This window comes from Chryseobacterium sp. MDT2-18 (genome assembly GCF_030815285.1).
Lineage (GTDB): Bacteria > Bacteroidota > Bacteroidia > Flavobacteriales > Weeksellaceae > Kaistella > Kaistella salivictor.
Map to the genome: position 1 here is coordinate 24,981 of NZ_JAUSWQ010000016.1, position 20,907 is coordinate 45,887.

General features: G+C 41.3%; 10 protein-coding genes. 2 read left to right on the forward strand and 8 right to left on the reverse strand.

Features of this window, described 5'->3' with window-relative positions; translation table 11 throughout:
* Nucleotides 1-121: 121 nt before the first annotated feature.
* The 5 genes from QF004_RS13365 to QF004_RS13385 form a co-directional block, all read right to left on the reverse strand.
* The gene (locus QF004_RS13365; RefSeq protein WP_307427252.1) at nt 122-1,387 is read right to left on the reverse strand and encodes an ABC transporter ATP-binding protein; all 1,266 of its coding nucleotides are present in this window, start codon (nt 1,385-1,387) and stop codon (nt 122-124) included.
* 800 nt (nt 1,388-2,187) lie between these two features.
* Complete coding sequence (locus QF004_RS13370) at nt 2,188-3,036, reverse strand: ABC transporter permease (RefSeq protein ID WP_307427255.1); 849 nt, start codon at nt 3,034-3,036, stop codon at nt 2,188-2,190.
* A 608-nt stretch (nt 3,037-3,644) separates the two neighbouring features.
* Nucleotides 3,645-5,969 (reverse strand): tyrosine-protein kinase, encoded by a 2,325-nt coding sequence (locus QF004_RS13375; protein ID WP_307427257.1) that lies wholly within the window; start codon nt 5,967-5,969, stop codon nt 3,645-3,647.
* 6 nt (nt 5,970-5,975) lie between these two features.
* On the reverse strand, nt 5,976-6,773 hold the full coding sequence (locus QF004_RS13380) for a polysaccharide biosynthesis/export family protein (protein WP_307427260.1): 798 nt from the start codon (nt 6,771-6,773) through the stop codon (nt 5,976-5,978).
* Between the two features lie 80 nt (nt 6,774-6,853).
* On the reverse strand, nt 6,854-7,495 hold the full coding sequence (locus tag QF004_RS13385) for an outer membrane beta-barrel protein (RefSeq protein ID WP_307427263.1): 642 nt from the start codon (nt 7,493-7,495) through the stop codon (nt 6,854-6,856).
* Nucleotides 7,496-10,793: 3,298 nt separating this feature from the next.
* Between QF004_RS13385 and glyA the strand changes: the two genes are divergently transcribed.
* Complete coding sequence (gene glyA, locus QF004_RS13390) at nt 10,794-12,059, forward strand: serine hydroxymethyltransferase (protein WP_307427265.1); 1,266 nt, start codon at nt 10,794-10,796, stop codon at nt 12,057-12,059.
* 2,804 nt (nt 12,060-14,863) lie between these two features.
* Here the strand turns inward: glyA and QF004_RS13395 are convergent.
* The 3 genes from QF004_RS13395 to QF004_RS13405 all read right to left on the reverse strand — a co-directional run bounded on the left by QF004_RS13395 (nt 14,864) and on the right by QF004_RS13405 (nt 19,223).
* Nucleotides 14,864-15,340, reverse strand: a complete 477-nt coding sequence (locus tag QF004_RS13395) for a regulatory protein RecX (protein ID WP_307427268.1) — start codon at nt 15,338-15,340, stop codon at nt 14,864-14,866.
* Between the two features lie 241 nt (nt 15,341-15,581).
* Nucleotides 15,582-15,833, reverse strand: coding sequence for a hypothetical protein (locus QF004_RS13400; RefSeq protein WP_307427271.1), 252 nt, complete (start codon nt 15,831-15,833; stop codon nt 15,582-15,584).
* Between the two features lie 6 nt (nt 15,834-15,839).
* Complete coding sequence (locus QF004_RS13405) at nt 15,840-19,223, reverse strand: choice-of-anchor D domain-containing protein (RefSeq protein WP_307427273.1); 3,384 nt, start codon at nt 19,221-19,223, stop codon at nt 15,840-15,842.
* Nucleotides 19,224-19,896: 673 nt separating this feature from the next.
* Between QF004_RS13405 and QF004_RS13410 the strand changes: the two genes are divergently transcribed.
* Entirely contained in the window at nt 19,897-20,391 is a 495-nt protein-coding gene (locus QF004_RS13410; RefSeq protein WP_307427276.1) for a Smr/MutS family protein, read from the forward strand.
* The last annotated feature ends 516 nt before the right edge of the window (nt 20,392-20,907 follow it).

Consider the following 20,907-nt stretch of genomic DNA (forward strand, 5'->3'; position numbering starts at 1 on the left):
GATTGCTCTGATACAATTTTTGATTTGGTATTAAATAGAAAACTCTTCCAACTTTCCCCTATAATAGCACATGTCATTTTGTCTGCAACAATTTTATTTTTTAATCGCCTTAATAATTTAATTACGAAAATTTTACTTCATAATCTACCAATACTTTGCTATAAAGCGATGGTACTTTTTTTCCAGAATTGTAATAATCGCCCTCAGTAACTTCAAATGAAATAGCATTGTCAATCCAATCTGAAAGATCTTTATTTACAGTCATATAAACAGTTATGAAGTACATCCCTTCATTTAAGACCAATCTATCCATCGAAAAAGTGATTGTATTTCCCACTAAAACAATACTATCTTTCATTAAAGTAGTACTCATCCACAAAATTCGTTGTCCAATTTGGTCGTCAATTCTAACATCAAATTCTACATCAGAAAAATTAATATTTCTATCATTAACTACTACAAACTCCATCGTAAAGGGCTGCCCTGTTTGAGGTTTTACATCTCTATTAGCTCCAAAAACATTAATTCTCACAAATTTAATAACTCCTGAACCTTTTCTGTCTTTCGATTCGAACAAATTCACCCAGTTTGTATTTTTCGTTAAATAATGTTGAATTGAGTTTTCCACATTGCCTGCAAAAGTAGAAATTCCATTAGACAAGACAATTCCTTTTGTGCAAAGATTTTGTACCGCCGCCATATTATGACTCACAAACAAAACAGTCCTCCCTTCCCCTTTAGAGACATCGCCCATTTTGCCCAGACATTTTTTCTGAAACTCGGCATCGCCTACCGCCAAAACTTCATCTACAATCAGGATCTCGGATTCCAGATGCGCGGCAACGGCAAAAGCCAGTCTTACATACATGCCGGAAGAATACCGTTTTACCGGGGTATCGATATAGCGTTCTACGCCTGCAAAGTCCACGATCTCATCAAACTTTCTTTTGATCTCCTGGCGGCGCATTCCTAAGATCGCCCCATTTAGAAAGATGTTTTCACGGCCCGTCATTTCGGGATTAAAACCGGTTCCTACTTCCAGCAAAGAAGCGATCCTGCCCTGTACTTCAAAATGTCCGGTGGTGGGTTTGGTCACACGGCTGAGTAATTTCAGCAGGGTAGATTTTCCCGCCCCGTTTCTACCGATAATTCCGACCGCATCGCCTTTCTCAATCTCAAAATTAATGTCTTTCAAAGACCACACATAGTCGCTTTCGCCTTTTGAACTCCGGTCATTGCTCTCGCCAATTTTCAAAAAAGGATCTTCCTTGCCGCGGAGTTTTGCCCAGACCCGGTTCAAATCATGCGTAAGGGTGCCGGTCCCGACCTCGCCGAGGCGGTACTGTTTGGAAATATTTTCTGCGCGGATCGCAATATTGGGTTTCAATTGATCTTAAGTTTTAGGTCACTGAGCGGAGCCGAAGTGAAATGATAGTGGATAGACGGATAGAGCATAGACGGATAGATGATAGATGTTGGGTGATGGATTTTGGGTGTTGGGTGTTGGATTTAAGTGTTTTATGAAATTATTTACAAATTAAGCATTAAGTTTTTAATTAAGCAATGGTGTTGATGAAGATTTCTTATGGAAACCGGAGTTTATGTTCTTTGCGAAGTGCCCATTCCCTCCCTTGGAGTGGTGTCATTCCGCTTGCGGAAGGACGGGGTGGTTTCGCTGCCGGAAAAATAAATTGGGATGTTGGTTGTTGGATCCTTTCGGCTCCGCTCAGCGACCGGTGACAGGATTCACCATTCACACATTCACCATTCACACATTCACCAAAATCATCGCAATCACTGCGTAGATACCACCCCGACCCTTCGGGCAACCCCTCTGGAGGCGGAGGGAATTGAGGCATTCGCCTTTTGGCTTCGCCTATTTCTTCGCAGATTGTGGGAATCGGCAGTCATCCAAAGGATGCACCCTGCATCCTGCACCGTGCATCTTGCACCGTGCAGGATGCAGTGCAGGATGTTATACAGATACCGGCTTCGGCTACACTCAGCCTCCGTATGACATGGCAATCACTATGCTGTTATTCCACTAAAGTACTCAACAAACATTTCATTAAAATCACTTAAAAACTCAATCACTCAAATACTCAATAACCCAAAAACTCAATCACTCAAAAACTCAATCACCCAATCTCACGTCTCATGTCTCCAAGTCTCATGTCTCCCTGCCCCCTACACCGTATCCATAAAACTCTTCTCCACCTTATTAAAAATAACCGTGCCGATAACCAGAATGAAGGTGATGAAAATGCTGCTCCAGAGGATGCTCATCAGATCGAAACTGCCGGACCCCAGAAAGGCGTACCGGAAACATTCAAAAATAGAGGACAGCGGATTCATATAGACCAGAAACCGGAATTTCTCGGGTAAAGCCGAAATCGGATACACCACCGGTGTGATGTACATAAACAGTTGAATTCCAAAAGTTAAAAGAAACGTAAGATCTTTGTATTTGGTCGTCAGGGAAGAGAAGATCATCCCCATTCCCAAAGCGAACATCGCCATAAGCAGTATTAAAACCGGCGTAAACAACATCCAGATATTGGGGTGTACCTCATCAGTAAAAATAACGAAGTACAGCAGTACGACCGCGAAGATGCCAAACTGCACCGCAAATTTCATGAGGGATGAAGCTACAATCGACAGCGGCATGATCAGCCGCGGGAAATACACCTTCCCAAACATCCCGGCATTGGTCGTAAAGACGGACGAGGTCTTGGTTAAACTTTCGGAGAAGTAATTCCACACCGTAATTCCGGAGAGGTAAAAGAGCACCTGCGGCACGCCGTCGGTCGATAATTTGGCAATATTTCCAAACAGGATGATGTAGATTACCGTGGTCAGCAAAGGCTGCACAATAAACCACAGCGGCCCTAACACCGTTTGCTTATAGAAGGTAATAAAATCTTTTTTCACCAACATCAACAACAGATCCCGATAGTCCCAGACTTCTTTGAGGTTCAGGGAAAATACGGATTGCTTGGAGTGGATGTAGTACGTAGGTTGGTTGTCTTTGGTCATTGTTTTTTTTTAATGTGAACTATTGGGCTTCCGGGGCTGTGAATTGGTAGCGCTGTGAACTTGCTAATGAGATTGATGTTTAATAATTAATTTTTCCTGCTGTGAAGAGGGGCGGTAGCAAACTTATCAACCTGAAAAACCCACATTCCCGGCTCAGTCTCAACAAGGTTCAGGAGATTTTTGCGGTAATAATCTACATAGAAAAACCCTGATACAGAAAAACCACCCCGGCACTCCCCTTCGGGTCTGGTGCCACCCCTCCGGAGGAGGGGAATAGTACGGTTTTTTTATGAGATCTGGTTTTAAAATTGATTCGGCACCCTATAGTGCCTCACCTAATCACTCAAAAACTCAATCACCCAATCTCTTGCGCCTTTGTTAAGTGAAATCGAAGATTCGACGAAGTCAAACGCCCTTGCGCCTTAAAAAACACCCGCAACACAGCATGCATGTCAAATACTTTTTTGCGTCCTTGCGTTAAAAAGAAATGTATTAACAGATTTCTCCGCTCCATGACTCAGCCTTTTAATCATCCATTCAAATACCCAATCACTCAAAAACTCAATCACTCAATCACCCAAAAACCCAATCACTCAAAAACACCACCTCTACAAAAACCTCTCCCACCATTTCTTCTCAATCTCATGCGTATAAGAATAATATCCATAGCCATACTTCTTACCATAGCGCGTATTTTCAGGTTTCACGCTGTTCAGCACAAAAGCCATGTTGCTGATCTGGTTTTCGATTTGGAAGCCGGCAGCAAAATCGATCATGCCCTTTTCTGTGAATTCGGATCTTACGACATAGAGCAGAACATCGGCCTTCTCCACCAACTGGAGGGTATCACTGACCAGCATGACGGGCGCAGAGTCCAAAACAATATAGTCGTATTTGGTTTTGAGATAGCTGATCATTTCTGCAAACTTCTCCATATCCAGAAGGTCATTGGGATTGGGGGCAATCTGACCGCTGAACAGCACGTCGAGATTATCGTTCACTTTGGAAGGGACGATATAAGAATCGGGCACAGTCTTGTCGGAGACCAGATAGTCGGTCAAACCAATATTTTTTCCGTGGACAAAACGGTGCAGCTGCGGATTCCGGATATCGGCTCCGATGATGATTACTTTATTTTTTCCTGCTAAAGTTAAGGCGGTATTAATCGACACCGTGGTTTTTCCTTCGCCTTTAATGGAGGAAGTGACCAGGACGACATCTCCGTGCTCGGTCTTTCTGGCCTTTAACAGGTATTTGAGATTGGAACTTAAGATCCGGAAAGATTCGGCAAAAGTAGAAAAGTCATTCGGGTGAACGATAGCGTTCTCTTCACTGTTGACCGGGATTTCTGCAATGACCACGGCAGATACGGGCATCAGCGCCATGATATGTTCCTTGGTGTGTACTTTGGTATCCAGAGAGTTCCAGACAATCAGAAAGAGCAGCGGCAGCAGAAAGCCGGCCGTGAGCGCCCCGTTCATAATGCGTTTGGAATTGGGCTGTACAATGCCGGTGGTGAAGGCGGGATTGATGATCTTCGCTTTCGGTGCCGTCACTGCCAGGGTAATGGCATTTTCTTCTCTCTTCTGTAAAAGATAAAGGTAGAGCTGTTCTTTCAGTGTTTGCTGCCGGTCGATGCTTCGGAACATTTTTTCCTGGGTGGGAAATTTGCTGATGTTTCCTTTGGCCAGATTCAGCTGGGCATTGGCCTGAGCAACCTGAAGCTGCAGGATTTCGCGCGCTTCTATTAAGTTTTTCCGGATCAAATTTTTGGTAACGGCGATCTGTTTGTTCATTTCGATCACCGATGGATTTTCGCCCGTGGCCTGTTTTAAAACCCTGTTCCGGGTGAGCAGGAGATTGTTGTACTCGGTGATATTGCTTTCGGCACTCGCAGGCAAGCCCATTCCCGTTGGCAACAGCTGTTCTGTCGCGCTGGCTGCCAATACCGAATTGACCAGATCCAACTGCATCGACTGGGTCAGAATGATTTTCGTGTTCTCCTCCGCTTTGCTTAATGCCATGCTCCCCTGTGCCTCCAGATTGGTAATCTGATTGGACTGTTTGAACCGTTCTTTCTCCCCTTCAATACCGGACAGGTCGTTGGTAATCACTTCTAAACGCTCATTGATGAAATTCTGGGTATTTTGTGCTTCCTGGTTTTTATCGTTCACCCCATCAATGATGTACTGATCGGCGAGTTCATTTAAAATATCTTCTGATTTTTTCGGAACAGGTCCTACCATGGCTACTTCCATGAGCAGTCCTTTATTTTCCGGTAAACTTACCGAGATTCGCCCTTCCAGATTGGCTACCGCGCTTTTGAGACTGTTAAATACCACCTTGATGGGATCGGTTAAAACAACGCCGGGTTTTGCATTGATCTGCACGGTTCCGAAAGGAAAACGGGCAGGAGACCCAAACCGGTAAACGGTCTTTGAATCGTTGAGCTTAAAGGAATTACGGCCCACGGGATTGATGGTATAGGTTGCTCCGGAAAACTGATCGGGCTGATCGATGCTGATGATCTTTCCCGATAAAGGGCTGTCATTATAAAGTTCCACTTCTTTAATTTTACCCAAACTAAAAAAGCTGACCCCCAAATTGAGGTTTTTTGCTACCGTTTCTAAAATCGGTTTGGAAACAATAATCGTGGTTTCGCCCTGCAGCTCATTGTCACCACTCACGCCCATTCCAAGGTTTTTCAGGTCACTCAGCGCGGCGGAACTGTTTCCTTTGGATTCACGGAGTTTGAGAGAAGTCTTGCTGCTGTACTGTGCCTGGGTATATTTAAGGTAGATTTTAGCACCCCCATAAAACACGGCGAGACTGAGCAAAAACCAAGGCCATTTCTTCAGATACTTCCCGATTTCTTTTTTGATATTAACCGTCTTCGTTCTTTTCAACGGCTCGGAGTTTTCCAACAATTCCATTAATACTTATTTTCGGGTTAAACTGAGGATTAAAGTGAACAGACCTAAACCAATCCCGCCATATTTAATCCAGTTATCAACATTGGAATTGGTATTCACCGACATCTGCTTGTTGCGGTCGGGTTCCACATAAAGAATATCATTCTGCTGCAGATAATAATAAGGCGAATTCACGATGGAAACTTCTGAAAGGTCAAGGGAAATCACTTTATCTCTGGCTTCTTCTTCGGAATAGCGGATCAGCTTGACATTGGTTTTGTTGGCGTCGTAAGTAAGATCTCCAGCCAGGGCAATAGCCTGAAAGAGATTAAGCTTCTCTGTCGGACTTGTTTTCTGTCCCGGCCCTTTCACCTCGCCTAAAACTGAGAAATTAAAATTGGATAAGGTGACCGTCACCATAGGATCAGTCAGATATCTTTTTAAGCGGCTTTCTAAATCCTGTTTGAGCTGCTGCTTGGTCATCCCTTTGCAATAGACACTTCCCAGAACCGGGAATACTATGGTACCGTCGGTGGTAACGGTATATTCTGTTGCGCCGGAGGATCCGCCGGAGGCGCTTCCTGTACCTGCTGCGCCTGTCGCTGCCATCGTAGAGAGATTGAAAGGACGCACCGCGATCTCTTCGAAAGCGGAAACTAAAATCTGCAACCGGTCGCCTTCCTGAATATGAAGCCCCTCGTACCGGGCTTGTGAAACTTCCTGTTCAAAGTTATTGTTCGAGAGATAAACGATGTTTTTCTTCGGTTGACACGACTGAAATACAAGGAGCGCAACGATTATAAATACTGAAAAGTATTTCTTCATTTCTTATTTTTAAGACTACAAATGTAAAACTATTTTTAGCAGACCAGTCCCCGTTGACGGTGGATGGATCATCATGGTGATTACCACCAGTTCTCTTTCCAGTAATAATTAAGCCCTACCCCCAACATCCGGTTATAGGTATTACGGCTGTCATTATTGGGATAGACTTTGCTGAAACCGCGGTCATACCTCAAAAACGCTTCAAACTGTTGGGATACTTTTAAACCCACACCGAAAGAAACGCCATACCCGAATTTTTTAACCTCATCGTCCTTATTGAATTTAAAATAGGCCAGATCATATGCCGGATCTACCTTTCTTTCCTGTCTTACTAAATATTCGATACGCGGACCGGCGAATAAAAAGACATCCCGCTTCATGTTTCCCTGATGGAAAAACCATTTCATATACACCTGCATGGCCACATAATCATGATGGAATTTCTGCACCCCGAATATATCCTCTTCTGCTTTCGCAATTTCACCACCCATATGGTATTCGATCTGAGGGGTAATAAAAAGCCAGGCCGAATCGAAGACATCATTTTCTACGAGTGACCACTGTCCGAAAAACCCGAGACTGCCGCCATACGCCCCTTTGGAAACGTCGTGCACGCCTACGATAGACCCTTTGTGGAAATTGCCGGTAACACCGTATTTGAAGGTTTGCCCGTTCCCCATAATCAAAAGGAACAACGCAATGAGTATATTAATTTTCTTCATACCATTAGAATCGATATTGACGAACTGTGTTTTTTAAGAATTCTTATGCAAATTAATTAAAATTATTTCAATTATGCTGTTTTTTTTATAAACGGTGAGATATTCGGTGCTGGATGTTGGGTGTTGGGAGTTGTGATTGAGTATTTGAGTATTTGAGGGATTAGATGATGATGGATGATGATGGATGATGGTGACCGTATAATGTATTAACCGGCAATAACGGGCTACCTCACTTTGCCAAAGTTCCAAACTTTGGCAAAGTTGATTCCCGAGATATAAAATAGAAATTAAAACGACTTAGGAGATTTTTGCGTGAAGAAATCTCAAAGAGATTCGCCGATTCAAATAAAAATATAAAAACAGGAGGCAAAAATGAAGATTTTTTCCCATCCAAATCTTCAAACGAACATAATGCCTAAAAATCCCCACTGTTCGAGGGCGGCAAATAACTTTAATCGATAACAAATCTTGTTTCCGCCCGAGTCTCGTCTTAGGGACGAGATAAATTTTGGGGATTTTCTTGGAAGAAATCTTCATTTTTTAGCAAACCGACGAAGGAGGTTCGCCGATTCCATTAAAAACAAAAAAAAGAATGAGGCAAAAAGATCCAGTCTTGAACTTTTGGTTCTTTTGTTTCAAGACAAAAGAACTTAAAAAAAAGATGCTCTTTCTACGGAAACCCTCATTAGCTGACTGCTTCCCACCACCCGCAATGACGCCGCCTTTTAATGAAAAACTGTTTTTACATAGAGGATCGACTTAGGAGATTTTTGCGTGAAGAAAAATGAAGATTTCTTCCCATCCAGGTTTTTAAAAGAACAGACCACCTAAAAATCCCCTTTGTCCGAAGCACGGCCATAATCTCGTTTCACAGCGATATTTTGTTCCCGTGCAAGTTTGGGGATTTTCTAAGAAGAAATCTTCATTTTTTAGCAAAAAGATCCAGTCTTGAACTTTTGGTTCTTTTGTTTCAAGACAAAAGAACTTAAAAAAAGATGCTCTTTCTACGGAAACCCTCATTAGCTGACTGCTTCCCACCACCCGCAATGACGCCGTCTTTTAATGAAAAGAGGGTCGATTTAGAAGATTTTTGCGTTAAGAAATCCCGAAGAGATTAGACGAAGTCAAACGCCCTTGCGTTAAAAAGAAAAGCAAGGAACCATCATTGACCGATTGCTTCACCGTTCCTCCCCGCAATGACGCCGCCTTTTAATGAAAAACTGTTTTTACATAGAGGATCGACTTAGGAGATTTTTGCGTGAAGAAATCTCAAAGAGATTCGCCGATTCAAATAAAAATATAAAAACAGGAGGCAAAAATGAAGATTTCTTCCCATCCAAATCTTCAAACGAACATAATGTCAAAAAATCCCCACTGTTCGAGGGCGGCAAATAACTTTAATCGATAACAAATCTTGTTTCCGCCCGAGTTTGGGGATTTTCTTGGAAGAAATCTTCATTTTTTAGCAAACCGACGAAGGAGGTTCGCCGATTCCATTAAAAACAAAAAAAAGAATGAGGCAAAAAGATCCAGTCTTGAACTTTTGGTTCTTTTGTTTCAAGACAAAAGAACTTAAAAAAAGATGCTCTTTCTACGGAAACCATCATCAGCAGATTGTTTCCCTACGCCCGCAATGACGCCGATTTTTTTTAATGAAAAGAGGGTCGATTTAGAAGATTTTTGCGTTAAGAAATCCCGAAGAGATTAGACGAAGTCAAACGCCCTTGCGTTAAAAAGAAAAGCAAGGAACCATCATTGACCGATTGCTTCACCGTTCCTCCCCGCAATGACACCGTCTTTTTAATGAAAAACTGTCTTTGCATAGAGGGGTCGACTTAGGAGATTTTTGCGTGAAGAAAAATGAAGATTTCTTCCCATCCAAATCTTCAAACGAACATAATGTCAAAAAATCCCCACTGTTCGAGGGCGGCAAATAACTTTAATCGATAACAAATCTTGTTTCCGCCCGAGTCTCGTCTTAGGGACGAGATAAATTTTGGGGATTTTCTTGGAAGAAATCTTCATTTTTTAGCAAACCGACGAAGGAGGTTCGCCGATTCCATTAAAAACAAAAAAAAGAATGAAGCAAAAAGATCCAGTCTTGAACTTTTGGTTCTTTTGTTTCAAGACAAAAGAACTTAAAAAAAGATGCTCTTTCTACGGAAACCCTCATTAGCTGACTGCTTCCCACCACCCGCAATGACGCCGCCTTTTAATGAAAAACTGTTTTTACATAGAGGATCGACTTAGGAGATTTTTGCGTGAAGAAAAATGAAGATTTCTTCCCATCCAAATCTTCAAACGAACATAATGTCAAAAAATCCCCACTGTTTGAGGGCGGCAAATAACTTTAATCGATAACAAATCTTGTTTCCGCCCGAGTTTGGGGATTTTCTCGGAAGAAATCTTCATTTTTTAGCAAAAAGATCCAGTCTTGACTTTTTTGTTACTTTTTGTGTCAAGACAAAAAGTAAAAAATAAACCCTACTGTTCAAGTGGCAGCAAATAACCTTAATCAATAACAAATCTTGTTTCTTTTGTTTGACTGAGTCGAATCTTCGATTTCAAGACAAACCATTGAAAATGGTTCACTAATTCCATTAAAAACAATAAACAAGAGGAAGCAAAAGAACTTAAAAAAAGATATTCTTGCTATGGAAATCCTGATTAACAGATTGCTTCGTCGTTCCTCCCCGCAATGACGCCACCTTTTTAATGAAAAAATGTCTTTGCATAGAGGGGTCGACTTAGGAGATTTTTGCGTGAAGAAATCCCGAAGAGACTAGACGAAGTCAAACGCCTTGCGCCTTAAAAAACACCCGCAAGACAGCATGCATGTCAAATATTTTTTGCGCCCTTGCGTTAAAAAGAAAAGCAAGGAACCATCATTGACAGATTGCTTCACCGTTCCTCCCCGCAATGACACCGTCTTTTTAATGAAAAACTGTCTTTGCATAGAGGGGTCGACTTAGGAGATTTTTGCGTGAAGAAATCCCGAAGAGATTAGACGAAGTCAAACGCCCTTGCGTCTTAAAAAACACCCGCAACACAGCATGTCAAATATTTTTTGCGCCCTTGCGTTAAAAAGAAAAGTATTAACAGATTTCTCCACTCCATGACTCAGCGTTTTAATCATCCACTCAAATACACAAACACTCAAAATCCAACACCCAGCATCAAGCATCCAGCATCCCACCCCCTCCTTCCACAATTTCTCCCACAACCAGAATTCTTCCCAAAAAATTCCATAAATTTGAATTCTTTATTAACGAGAATTTTAAAACATCATTTATACCCTATGGATCCAATTTTTGACCTTATTGAACAGGAAAGACAAAGACAGACACACGGCATCGAACTCATCGCTTCTGAAAATTTTGTTTCAGAAAATGTAATGAAAGCAGTAGGAAGTGTTCTGACCAATAAATACGCGGAAGGCTATCCCGGAAAAAGATACTACGGCGGCTGCGAAGTCGTAGATGAAATAGAAACTTTAGCTATCGAAAGAGCAAAACAACTGTTTGGTGTCGATTATGCCAATGTTCAGCCGCATTCGGGGTCGCAAGCCAATGCTGCCATTTATCTCTCTGTTCTCAAACCGGGTGATCAGATTTTAGGACTTGATTTATCGATGGGGGGCCATTTGACGCATGGTTCTTTTGTGAACTTTTCTGGAATTCAGTACAGTGCCAATTTCTACGGTGTAGAGCGCGAAAGCGGGCTGATCGACTACGAGGCCATGCGTCAGAAAGCTTTGGAAGTGAAACCGAAAATGTTGATCGCAGGCTATTCCGCTTATTCCAGAGATATCGATTTTAAGAAATTCCGCGAAGTGGCGGATGAAGTAGGAGCGACCCTTTGGGCAGATATCGCGCATCCAGCGGGATTGATTGCCAAAGGACTGCTGAGCTCGCCATTCGAACATTGTCATGTGGTTACTACCACTACCCATAAAACCCTTCGTGGACCAAGAGGCGGACTGATTATGATGGGCAAAGATTTTGAAAACACCTACGGTCACAAAACGCCAAAAGGAGAAACCAAAATGATGAGTCAGGTCTTAAACGGTTCTGTATTCCCGGGAATCCAAGGCGGACCACTGGAGCATGTGATTGCCGGAAAAGCAGTGGCGTTTGCAGAAGCCATTGATCAGAAATTTAAAGTCTATGCAAAACAGGTGGTGGCCAATGCCCGTGCGTTAGCAAAAGCAATGATGACCCAGGGATTCGATATCGTAAGTGGGGGAACTGATAATCACCTGATGTTGGTCGATCTCCGGAATAAAAATGTCAATGGTAAAGAAACCGAAAAAGCGTTGGTAAAAGCCGATATTACCTGTAACAAAAACATGGTTCCTTTCGATGACAAATCTGCATTTACCACCTCGGGGATCCGCTTAGGAACTGCAGCGATCACGACCAGAGGTTTAAAAGAAGCCGATATGGAAGTCCTTGCCGGCCTGATCAACGACGTGGTCATGAACATCAACGACGACCACAAAATAGCTGAAGTCCGTAAAAAAGTCAATCAAATGATGGAGGGGAAGGCTTTGTTTAATTATTAGATGATAGAAAATAGACTAATAGATGATAGACAATAGACTATTAGATTATTGCTTTTAAATATAGGAACACCAATTTCAAATTCACTGCCGCGATAAAGGCAGTGAATTTGTTTTTTCTACAAGATAGATCTATGTGTCGCCTCGCTCTTTCGGTGCCCTTTTTGGTAATTGAGCGAAGCCGAAATCATCGTAGTGGAAAAACTGCCATCAGGAATCCCACACAGATTCAACAGATTTTCACCTATCACTAGAGTAATACCTCATTTTAGGTAATACGCCCAGCACCCTCAGGCCGATAGATGATAGACTATTAGATTATTGACTTTAAATATAAGAGTACCAATTTCAAATTCTCTGCCGCGATAAAGGCAGTGAATTTGTTTTTTCTACAAGGTAGATATTCACGTGTCACCTCTCTGTTATGTTGCCCTTGTTGGTGATTGAGCGGAGCCGAAATCACCGCAGCGCACCATTTATTTGAAAACGATCATCAGGAATCTCGCACAGATTCCGCAAATCAATAGAGCTGCCTGTTTTAATGAAAAACTGTTTTTAATTGGAGGATCGACTTAGGAGATTTTTGCGTTAAGTAAAATCAAATTCATTGCCCCAACCCTTACTTCGGCAGGCTCAGCATAAAAAAGGGAGTGAATTTGATTTTTCGACGAAATCGGGATGTAAAAACGAAATTGGAATGACTTAGGAGATTTTTGCGTGAAGAAATCTCAAAGAGATTCGCCGATTCAAATAAAAATATAAAAACAGGAGGCAAAAATGAAGATTTCTTCCCATCCAAATCCTCAAACGAACATAATGCCTAAAAATCCCCTTTGTCCGAAGCGCGGCCATAATCTCGTTTCGAAGCAGAACTTTGGTTCCGCCCGAGTCTCGTCTTAGGGACGAGATAAATTTTGGGGATTTTCTCGGAAGAAATCTTCATTTTTTAGCAAAAAGATCCAGTCTTGAACTTTTGGTTCTTTTGTTTCAAGACAAAAGAACTTAATAAAAAGATTCTTTTGCTACTGGAATCCTCATTAGCAGATTATTTCCCTGCGCCCGCAATGACGCCGCTTTTTAATAAAAAACTGTTTTTACCTGGAGTGTCGACTTAGGAGATTTTTGCGTTAAGAAATCTCGAAGAGATTCGCCGATTCAAATAAAAATATAAGAACAGGAGGCAAAAATGAAGATTTCTTCCCATCCAACTTTTTAAACGAGCATAACGCCTAAAAATCCCCACTGTTTGAGGGCGGCAAATAACTTTAATCGATAACAAATCTTGGTTCCGCCCGAGTTTGGGGATTTTCTCGGAAGAAATCTTCATTTTTTAGCAAAAAGATCCAGTCTTGACTTTTTTGTTACTTTTTGTGTCAAGACAAAAAGTAAAAAATAAACCCACTGCTCGAGTGGCGGCAAATAACTTTAATCGATAACAAATCTTGTTTCCGCCCGAGTCTCGTCTTAGGGACGAGATAAATTTTGGGGATTTTCTCGGAAGAAATCTTCATTTTTCAGCAAAAAGATCCAGTCTTGAACTTTTGGTTCTTTTGTTTCAAGACAAAAGAACTTAATAAAAAAAGATATTCTTGCTACGGAAACCCTCATTAACACACTGCTTCCCTCCACCCGCAATAACGCCACCTTTTCAATGAAAAACTGTTTTTCCCTGGAGTGTCGACTTAGGAGATTTTTGCGTTAAGAAAAATGAAGATTTCTTCCCATCCAACTTTTTAAACGAGCATAACGCCTAAAAACCCCCACTGTTTGAGGGCGGCAAATAACTTTAATCGATAACAAATCTTGTTTCCGCCCGAGTCTCGTCTTAAGGACGAGATAAATTTTGGGGATTTTCTCGGAAGAAATCTTCATTTTTTAGTAAAAAGATCCAAAAAATGGTCCGCTGATTCCATTAAAAAACAAAGGAAGCAAAAGAACTTAAAAAAAAGATACTCTTGCTATGGAAATCCTGATTAACAGATTGCTTCGTCGTTCCTCCTCGAAATGACGCCGCTTTTTAATAAAAAACTGTTTTTACCTGGAGTGTTGACTTAGGAGATTTTTGCGTTAAGAAAAATGAAGATTTCTTCCCATCCAACTTTTTAAACGAGCATAACGCCTAAAAATCCCCACTGTTTGAGGGCGGCAAATAACTTTAATCGATAACAAATCTTGGTTCCGCCCGAGTTTGGGGATTTTCTCGGAAGAAATCTTCATTTTTTAGCAAAAAGATCCAGTCTTGAACTTTTGGTTCTTTTGTTTCAAGACAAAAGAACTTAATAAAAAAAGATATTCTTGCTACGGAAACCCTCATTAACACACTGCTTCCCTCCACCCGCAATAACGCCACCTTTTCAATGAAAAACTGTTTTTCCCTGGAGTGTCGACTTAGGAGATTTTTGCGTTAAGAAATCTCGAAGAGATTCGCCGATTCAAATAAAAATATAAGAACAGGAGGCAAAAATGAAGATTTCTTCCCATCCAAATCTTCAAACGAACATAATGTCAAAAATCCCCACTGTTCGAGGGCGGCAAATAACTTTAATCGATAACAAATCTTGTTTCCGCCCGAGTTTGGGGATTTTCTTGGAAGAAATCTTCATTTTTTAGCAAAAAGATCCAGTCTTGAACTTTTGGTTCTTTTGTTTCAAGACAAAAGAACTTAATAAAAAAAGATATTCTTGCTACGGAAACCCTCATTAACACACTGCTTCCCTCCACCCGCAATATCGCCGCTTTTCAATCATCCAAAAACTCAAATACCCAAACACTCAAATACCCAAACACTCAATAGCACCCCTCAGCAATCAACCCTTCTCTTCATCCTGCATCACCTGCAGAATTTCCTCATATTCAAACCCTTTACCCATCAAGTACTTAATGGTTTTGGAATTTTTCTGGTAAACCTGCAGGCCTTTTATTTTGGAGTGGTAACTGTGGTATAATTTAGCTAAGGTTTTGTGATAATCATCTTCGTCAATTTCGTTAAAACAACTGTTGATGAGTTTTTCCGGTACTCCTTTGAATTTAAGATGATTCCGGATTTTGTTCCGTCCCCAGGATTTCATGTAGAATTTTCCGCGGATATAGCTGCGGGTAAAGCGCTCTTCATTGAGATAATTTTCCTTCATCAGATAAAGAAGGATCTCCTCTTTGGCTTCCGGAATCAATAGATAATCCCACATCTTCTGCTCCACTTCCTGGTGACAGCGGTCCTGATAAACGCAGTAGTTGACCAGCTTTTGTTTGATTTCCAGAAAGGTGTATGATTTTTTTTCATTCATGGGTTAGAAAATGAAGTGGAGGGTTAGTATTGATTTTTCTTATTTCTTTTATTTTGCCCTGATGCAAAAGTAACAATCCCGAACGGTCGGGACAAGACTGTATTCATTTGCGGAAGAAAATTAGTGAACTGTTGAGGGCCGTCCCTCGGTCTCATGTTTAAGTAAGACCTCACTTCTCATCTTTACCAAAAAAAAGAAGACCTCTCACGGGGAGAAGTCTTCTGAATCAATAATTAATTATTTATTTGGTCAGGATGTATTTTTTTCTGCCAAAATAAAGGGCCATTCCGGCCCCCGCTATAGCGAGGAGGGGAAGGTAGTCGTCTATGGGAGCAGGATCAGCGCCATCAGCGCCGCCACTGCCCGGGTCAGCATTCGCCTCATCTGCAGGCCGGTTATTACTGTCGAAACTTTTTGAAAACGCATTTCCTTTCTGTGCAAATACAAAACCTGAAAGTGCTGTAATTAATAATATGGTGCTTATTTTTTTCATTGTTTTTTATTTTTTTAAAAGTAATCTATTGGTTGTAATTTCTCCATTTTCCAAAGTCATTTTCACGACCACCATTCCGTTATGGTTTACAGAGAATGAAAGATCAGTAGCCCGCTTCCCGGAAACCGTCTGCATTAATCTTCCACTCATATCATATACTTCTATGGTTGCGATTGGAGAAGGTGCTTTCGCGTAAATCACCGCCCGGTCAGCGAAGATTTTCGCTTTTCCTTTTACAATATCAGCAGCCGCCAAAACGCCTTTGCTGAAAGTTACTGTAAATCTGTCGGCCTGCAGTCCTGCGGTAGCTGCGAAGGTGTAATCACCGGCAGTTAATTCGGTCTCCGTTCCGGTCACGTGGTCTTTCAGATAAATTTTTTGGCCATTGGCGAAGATTCCCTCTTTCTGAGCGATACTCATCGTGTAGTTACCGGCAGCAAGGAAATTGGCCGTAACATTTACGACATCACCAGTACTGAAAGCTCCCAGCGCATTAATAACCAATGACTTGTCATCAACAGTTGAGTAGATCACATCGGCATTACCGCCAAACATTTTTGCATCATACCCTGCATCATATCCTGCAGAGGCATCCGGTGTGAAACCAATAAGCAACTGCGGTTTTGTACCCGACGGAGCCGCCATCTGTAACCAGAACCGGTCTGAACCGGTTGCTTTGCCAAAAGTCCCTGTATCAGCAGTTCTTCTCATTCCGTCATTGAAAATGAAAGAATTGGTATTTGTTACGCCACGATCCACGAAAAAGCCCTGACCAACCGGCACATAAAATGGCGAACCTACCGGATTAGATCCCATTGAGGTGTGGGTGATATAAATATTTCCTGAATAAACATTATCAATCATTTTCGCTTCACTGTTCCAGATGTAGAAAGTGCCGCTGATTTGCGAATTCGCCGTTTTAAAGTCTTCCATACTGATGGCACTCGGATAAGGATTACCCAGGAAAACATATGATCCTGTAACAGCAGCCGCCGAATAAGTAATATCACCTGAGTTTGGTACTTTTCCTTCAAATACTCCCTGGAATTCTACCCCCGGATCCTCGGAAGTATAATTATTTGGAGTACGGATCAGATAACCCTGTCCCGGCTCAAATTTCTCCACAGATGGATTGTCAACCTTCCCATATTTTCCGTCATTATAGGTTAAGAATCTTTCATCTAATGTTGCCGGAGAGAACTGTTTCAAAGTCTGGGTTGAAGTTTTCATTGGACTGCTCCACGAGTTATAATCCAGACGTTTCACTTTCTTAGTCGTTCTGTCCACTTTGAAAGTAGAATCCGCTCCGGCAGTAAAAGTACCGGTTTGTACAAAGTTTGCATTATTGGCAACGGTGATTTCGCCATTATTGACTACATCGCCTGTGTTTACATATTTATTTACAATTAAGGAAGCGCCTTCATTAACAGTTACAGACTTCGCTTCAATTGGTGTTTCAACTTCGTGATAGTCATTCGCGATGATTACATCCTTGGTTGCATCTGGAACTCCATTTGACCAGGCGGTGCCGTTCCATACTGTTGCAGTACCACACGAAACATTAACGTTATCAATAAATGCACGTTTTGCAGAAGTTGCTATTTTTAAAGTTGAACCAAGAGGGATATTTGTAAATGTTATGGATTTACTTTCAAATGCATCAGCAATTTTTGCCAAATATGTAATGGTTTTCGATTGACCTCCGAATGTTAAAATAATATCCCCCTCAACAGTTGTCCATCCTTTCACATCAAATGACACCGTAACATCACCTCCAATTTGAGTTAAAACTTTAGAAGTAATTGATCCACTATTTGATCCTGAGCCTAATCTAACTGAGCTACCTGCTTGGTACACTACCTCTACCGTTGGAAAGTTAACATTCCCAACCCACGCCGTATTAGAACCCGAAGTACTTGTGCTATTTCCAGTAGTAATTGATGAAAAGTCTTCACTAAAGCAAGGTCCAACTGCAACGGTAATAGCCCCCGAAGTAATTTGTGCAAAACTATCATGATTTCCATGCAGACTATAAGTTCCCACCGCATCAAATTGAATATCACTAAAAGCAGCAACTCCGTTCACAAAAGCCTTGGTGGTTGTTCCGGAAAGTATGCCAGTTCCTGAAGCTTTGCTTAAAACAACACTTCCCATATAAGAAGTATCGACACTGTTATCAGGTCTGCGCGCTTCTACACTAAAAGCAACCAAATTACTGTTCACACTTCCGGTTGCCGGAACATTGACAAAAGCCAAATGATCAGCAACAGCTAAAGTGGTAAATTGTCTGTCGGCACCGTACGTGTAAACATTATTAGCATCTTTAATATAAGCCCGGTAATGATAAACCGTATTGGCAGCAAGTCCAGTTAAATGATAGTTAAAAGTGCCGGTTGCTACACCAGAAACTGCAGCTGAATTATCAGAAACAGTTGGATCAGCATTAACTCCCCAAACGAATCCTTTTTCGGTAGTATCGGGACAAACCCCTAAAGCGGTTACATTTCCATTCAACTGAACGGCAATATTTCCTACATTAGTTTCTGCGGAAGTCGTCACAGTACCTGCAACGGTAGCATTCCCAGTTCCCGTCAGATTAAGCATTGGACTGTTACTGTCCGTGGTAGTACTGCTTACAGTCACTACTGCTGCTCTAGCACCCGACGCTGAAGGCGTAAATGTAACATTAAACGTTGCAGAGGCACCAGCTGCAATGGTAGTGGAAGACAGACCACTGACTACAAAATCAGAGGCATTGGCTCCGGAAGAAAGTACAGATACATTTTCCGCATCTACTGTACCATTGTTCTTAATTGTGTACTGTACCTTGCTGGTAGGAACACCAATACAGGAATTTCCATGATTTACCGGTGTTCCGCTAATGGCTAAATTAGGACCTGAAACGATCATATTTCCTTTTATGGTAATAAAATCTAATCCCGAACCTACAGTATTAGAGGTGCCTGCAACTGTGAATTTCACCTTCACTTTTGTTCCATTGTATTCACTTAAATCAAAGCCAGTTTGTGCGACCATAGAGCTAGTTAAAGGGGTTCGTGTTCCCAAATTCTTCCAGCTTACTCCATCATCAACAGAAATCCATACTGTAATTATATTTTCAACGGCGTTACTCCCACCAAAAGTTCTAGCCCTAAAAGTTAGTGTCTCTCCATTATATGAATCAAAATTCATGGCTGGAGTAATCATAGAAGACGTACTTTTCAGGAGCTGTGGGTAGCTGCTTCCTCCTGCTACATCAGTATCGATCCAATTAGAAAAGCCTGGGACCACTGAGCGCGGTGTGATAATATCTGTCTGCCCCCAAAGGCTGGCAGAAAAAGCGAATACCCACAATAAGAGCAGTCGCCGCAAAAATAAATTTGTTTTCATAAAATATTGAATTTTTAATTAGTTGCCAAACTTAGTGAATATTATCACATTAATTATGAATAATGTATTAATTTAACATGAATAAGTATAAATTATTTCTTTCTTCTGTAACAAACAATCAAAAACCTTATCTCACCGACCAGAAAATACAGTCAAGTCAGGCTGCGAAATTTCTTTAACTCACAGCGCACAAACCCATTCTCAGGGTTTCCTGTTTTAATTAAATAGAGTAAAATTTACACGGAAACTGTATTTTGATAAAAACCAACCCCAACTTTTGGAATACCGGATAACTTACCGTAGCCGGAGGCGAAAAGAAAATGGTCAAATCTTTTAAATTTTGATACGGGATTTAAGAATAGAAATCATTTACCATTGGCATCCGAAATTGAACTACCCCCTTTGATCTTTTGAAAAACCTTCAGAGCCTGTTTAAAAATTATTCAAAAATCAAATTTTCAAAGAATTTTTCTTTTTCCCAACCCTAAAAGGTGGAAAAATTCTCTGAAAATTTCATCAAAATTACGCCCTTTTTTATGCTGAGCGAAGCCGAAGTAAGGGTTTGGGAAATTAATTTTGATGAAATTTAAACAGGCTCTCAGCAAAATTAAATTTTCACCTCTCTGGGGATTCTCTATTTCAATTTCCTTAATTTTGCAAAATAAGGAAAAACATGAAAACAGGCGACCCCGTTTCGGTAATCGATGACAACCTGAAAGGGAAAATCATGAGCATCAAAGGAAAAAAAGTGACGATTGAAGATGAGCACGGATTCCGGTATGAATACAATGCTGCTGAACTCATTCTGCAGCAGGCGGAAATTTATGAACAGATAAAAACCGTTCATAAAAAAGAACTGTCAAAACCCGTTTCTAAAAAGCATGATAAGAAACCTTTTGTGCTGGATCTGCATTTCGAACATCTGGTACAGAATCCCGCCGGTTACAACTCCTTTGACCGGCTTTTTCTTCAAAAAGAAAAACTCCTGACCACCATCGATTACTGCCGGAAAAACAACCTGAAAAAACTGGAGATCATCCACGGAATCGGCGACGGCGTTTTGCAGCAAATGGTCCACGACGTGCTGGAAAGCCAAACCCATCTGGAGTTTCAGAACAAAGAAATACTTCACCATCAATCGGGCACCGTAGTGGTATATTTTCGGTAAAATGTTGGGCGATGGATGATGGATGTTTGTACGATAGACGATAGACGCTAGACGCTAGACGCAAAATTAACTATTAACTATTCGCTATTACAGCCTGCATCCTTGCACCTTGCACCCTTGCATCCTGCACCCATCATAAACATCTTGCATCCTACATCACGCAATGAGTGAATTTGGTGAATGAGTGAATTGGTGAATGCGTTAATAACTTTTTATGAATTAATGATTGAGTATTAGCATCAAAACTCCTTCATCCTTGCACCTTTGCACCATGCACCTTGCACCCTTGCTTCCTGCACCCATTATAAACATCCTGCATCTTGCATCCTACATCACGCAATGAGTGAATTTGGTGAATTGGTGAATTCAGTGAATGCGTTAATAACTTTTTATGAATTAATGATTGAGTATTAGCATCAAATGCCAATCCCTGAATAGTGTTGACTTGTTTTTATATAATTATTTTCATGGTCGTTGTTGAATGTGGCTGTTAAAATGTGGGTAAATTTTAAGTGC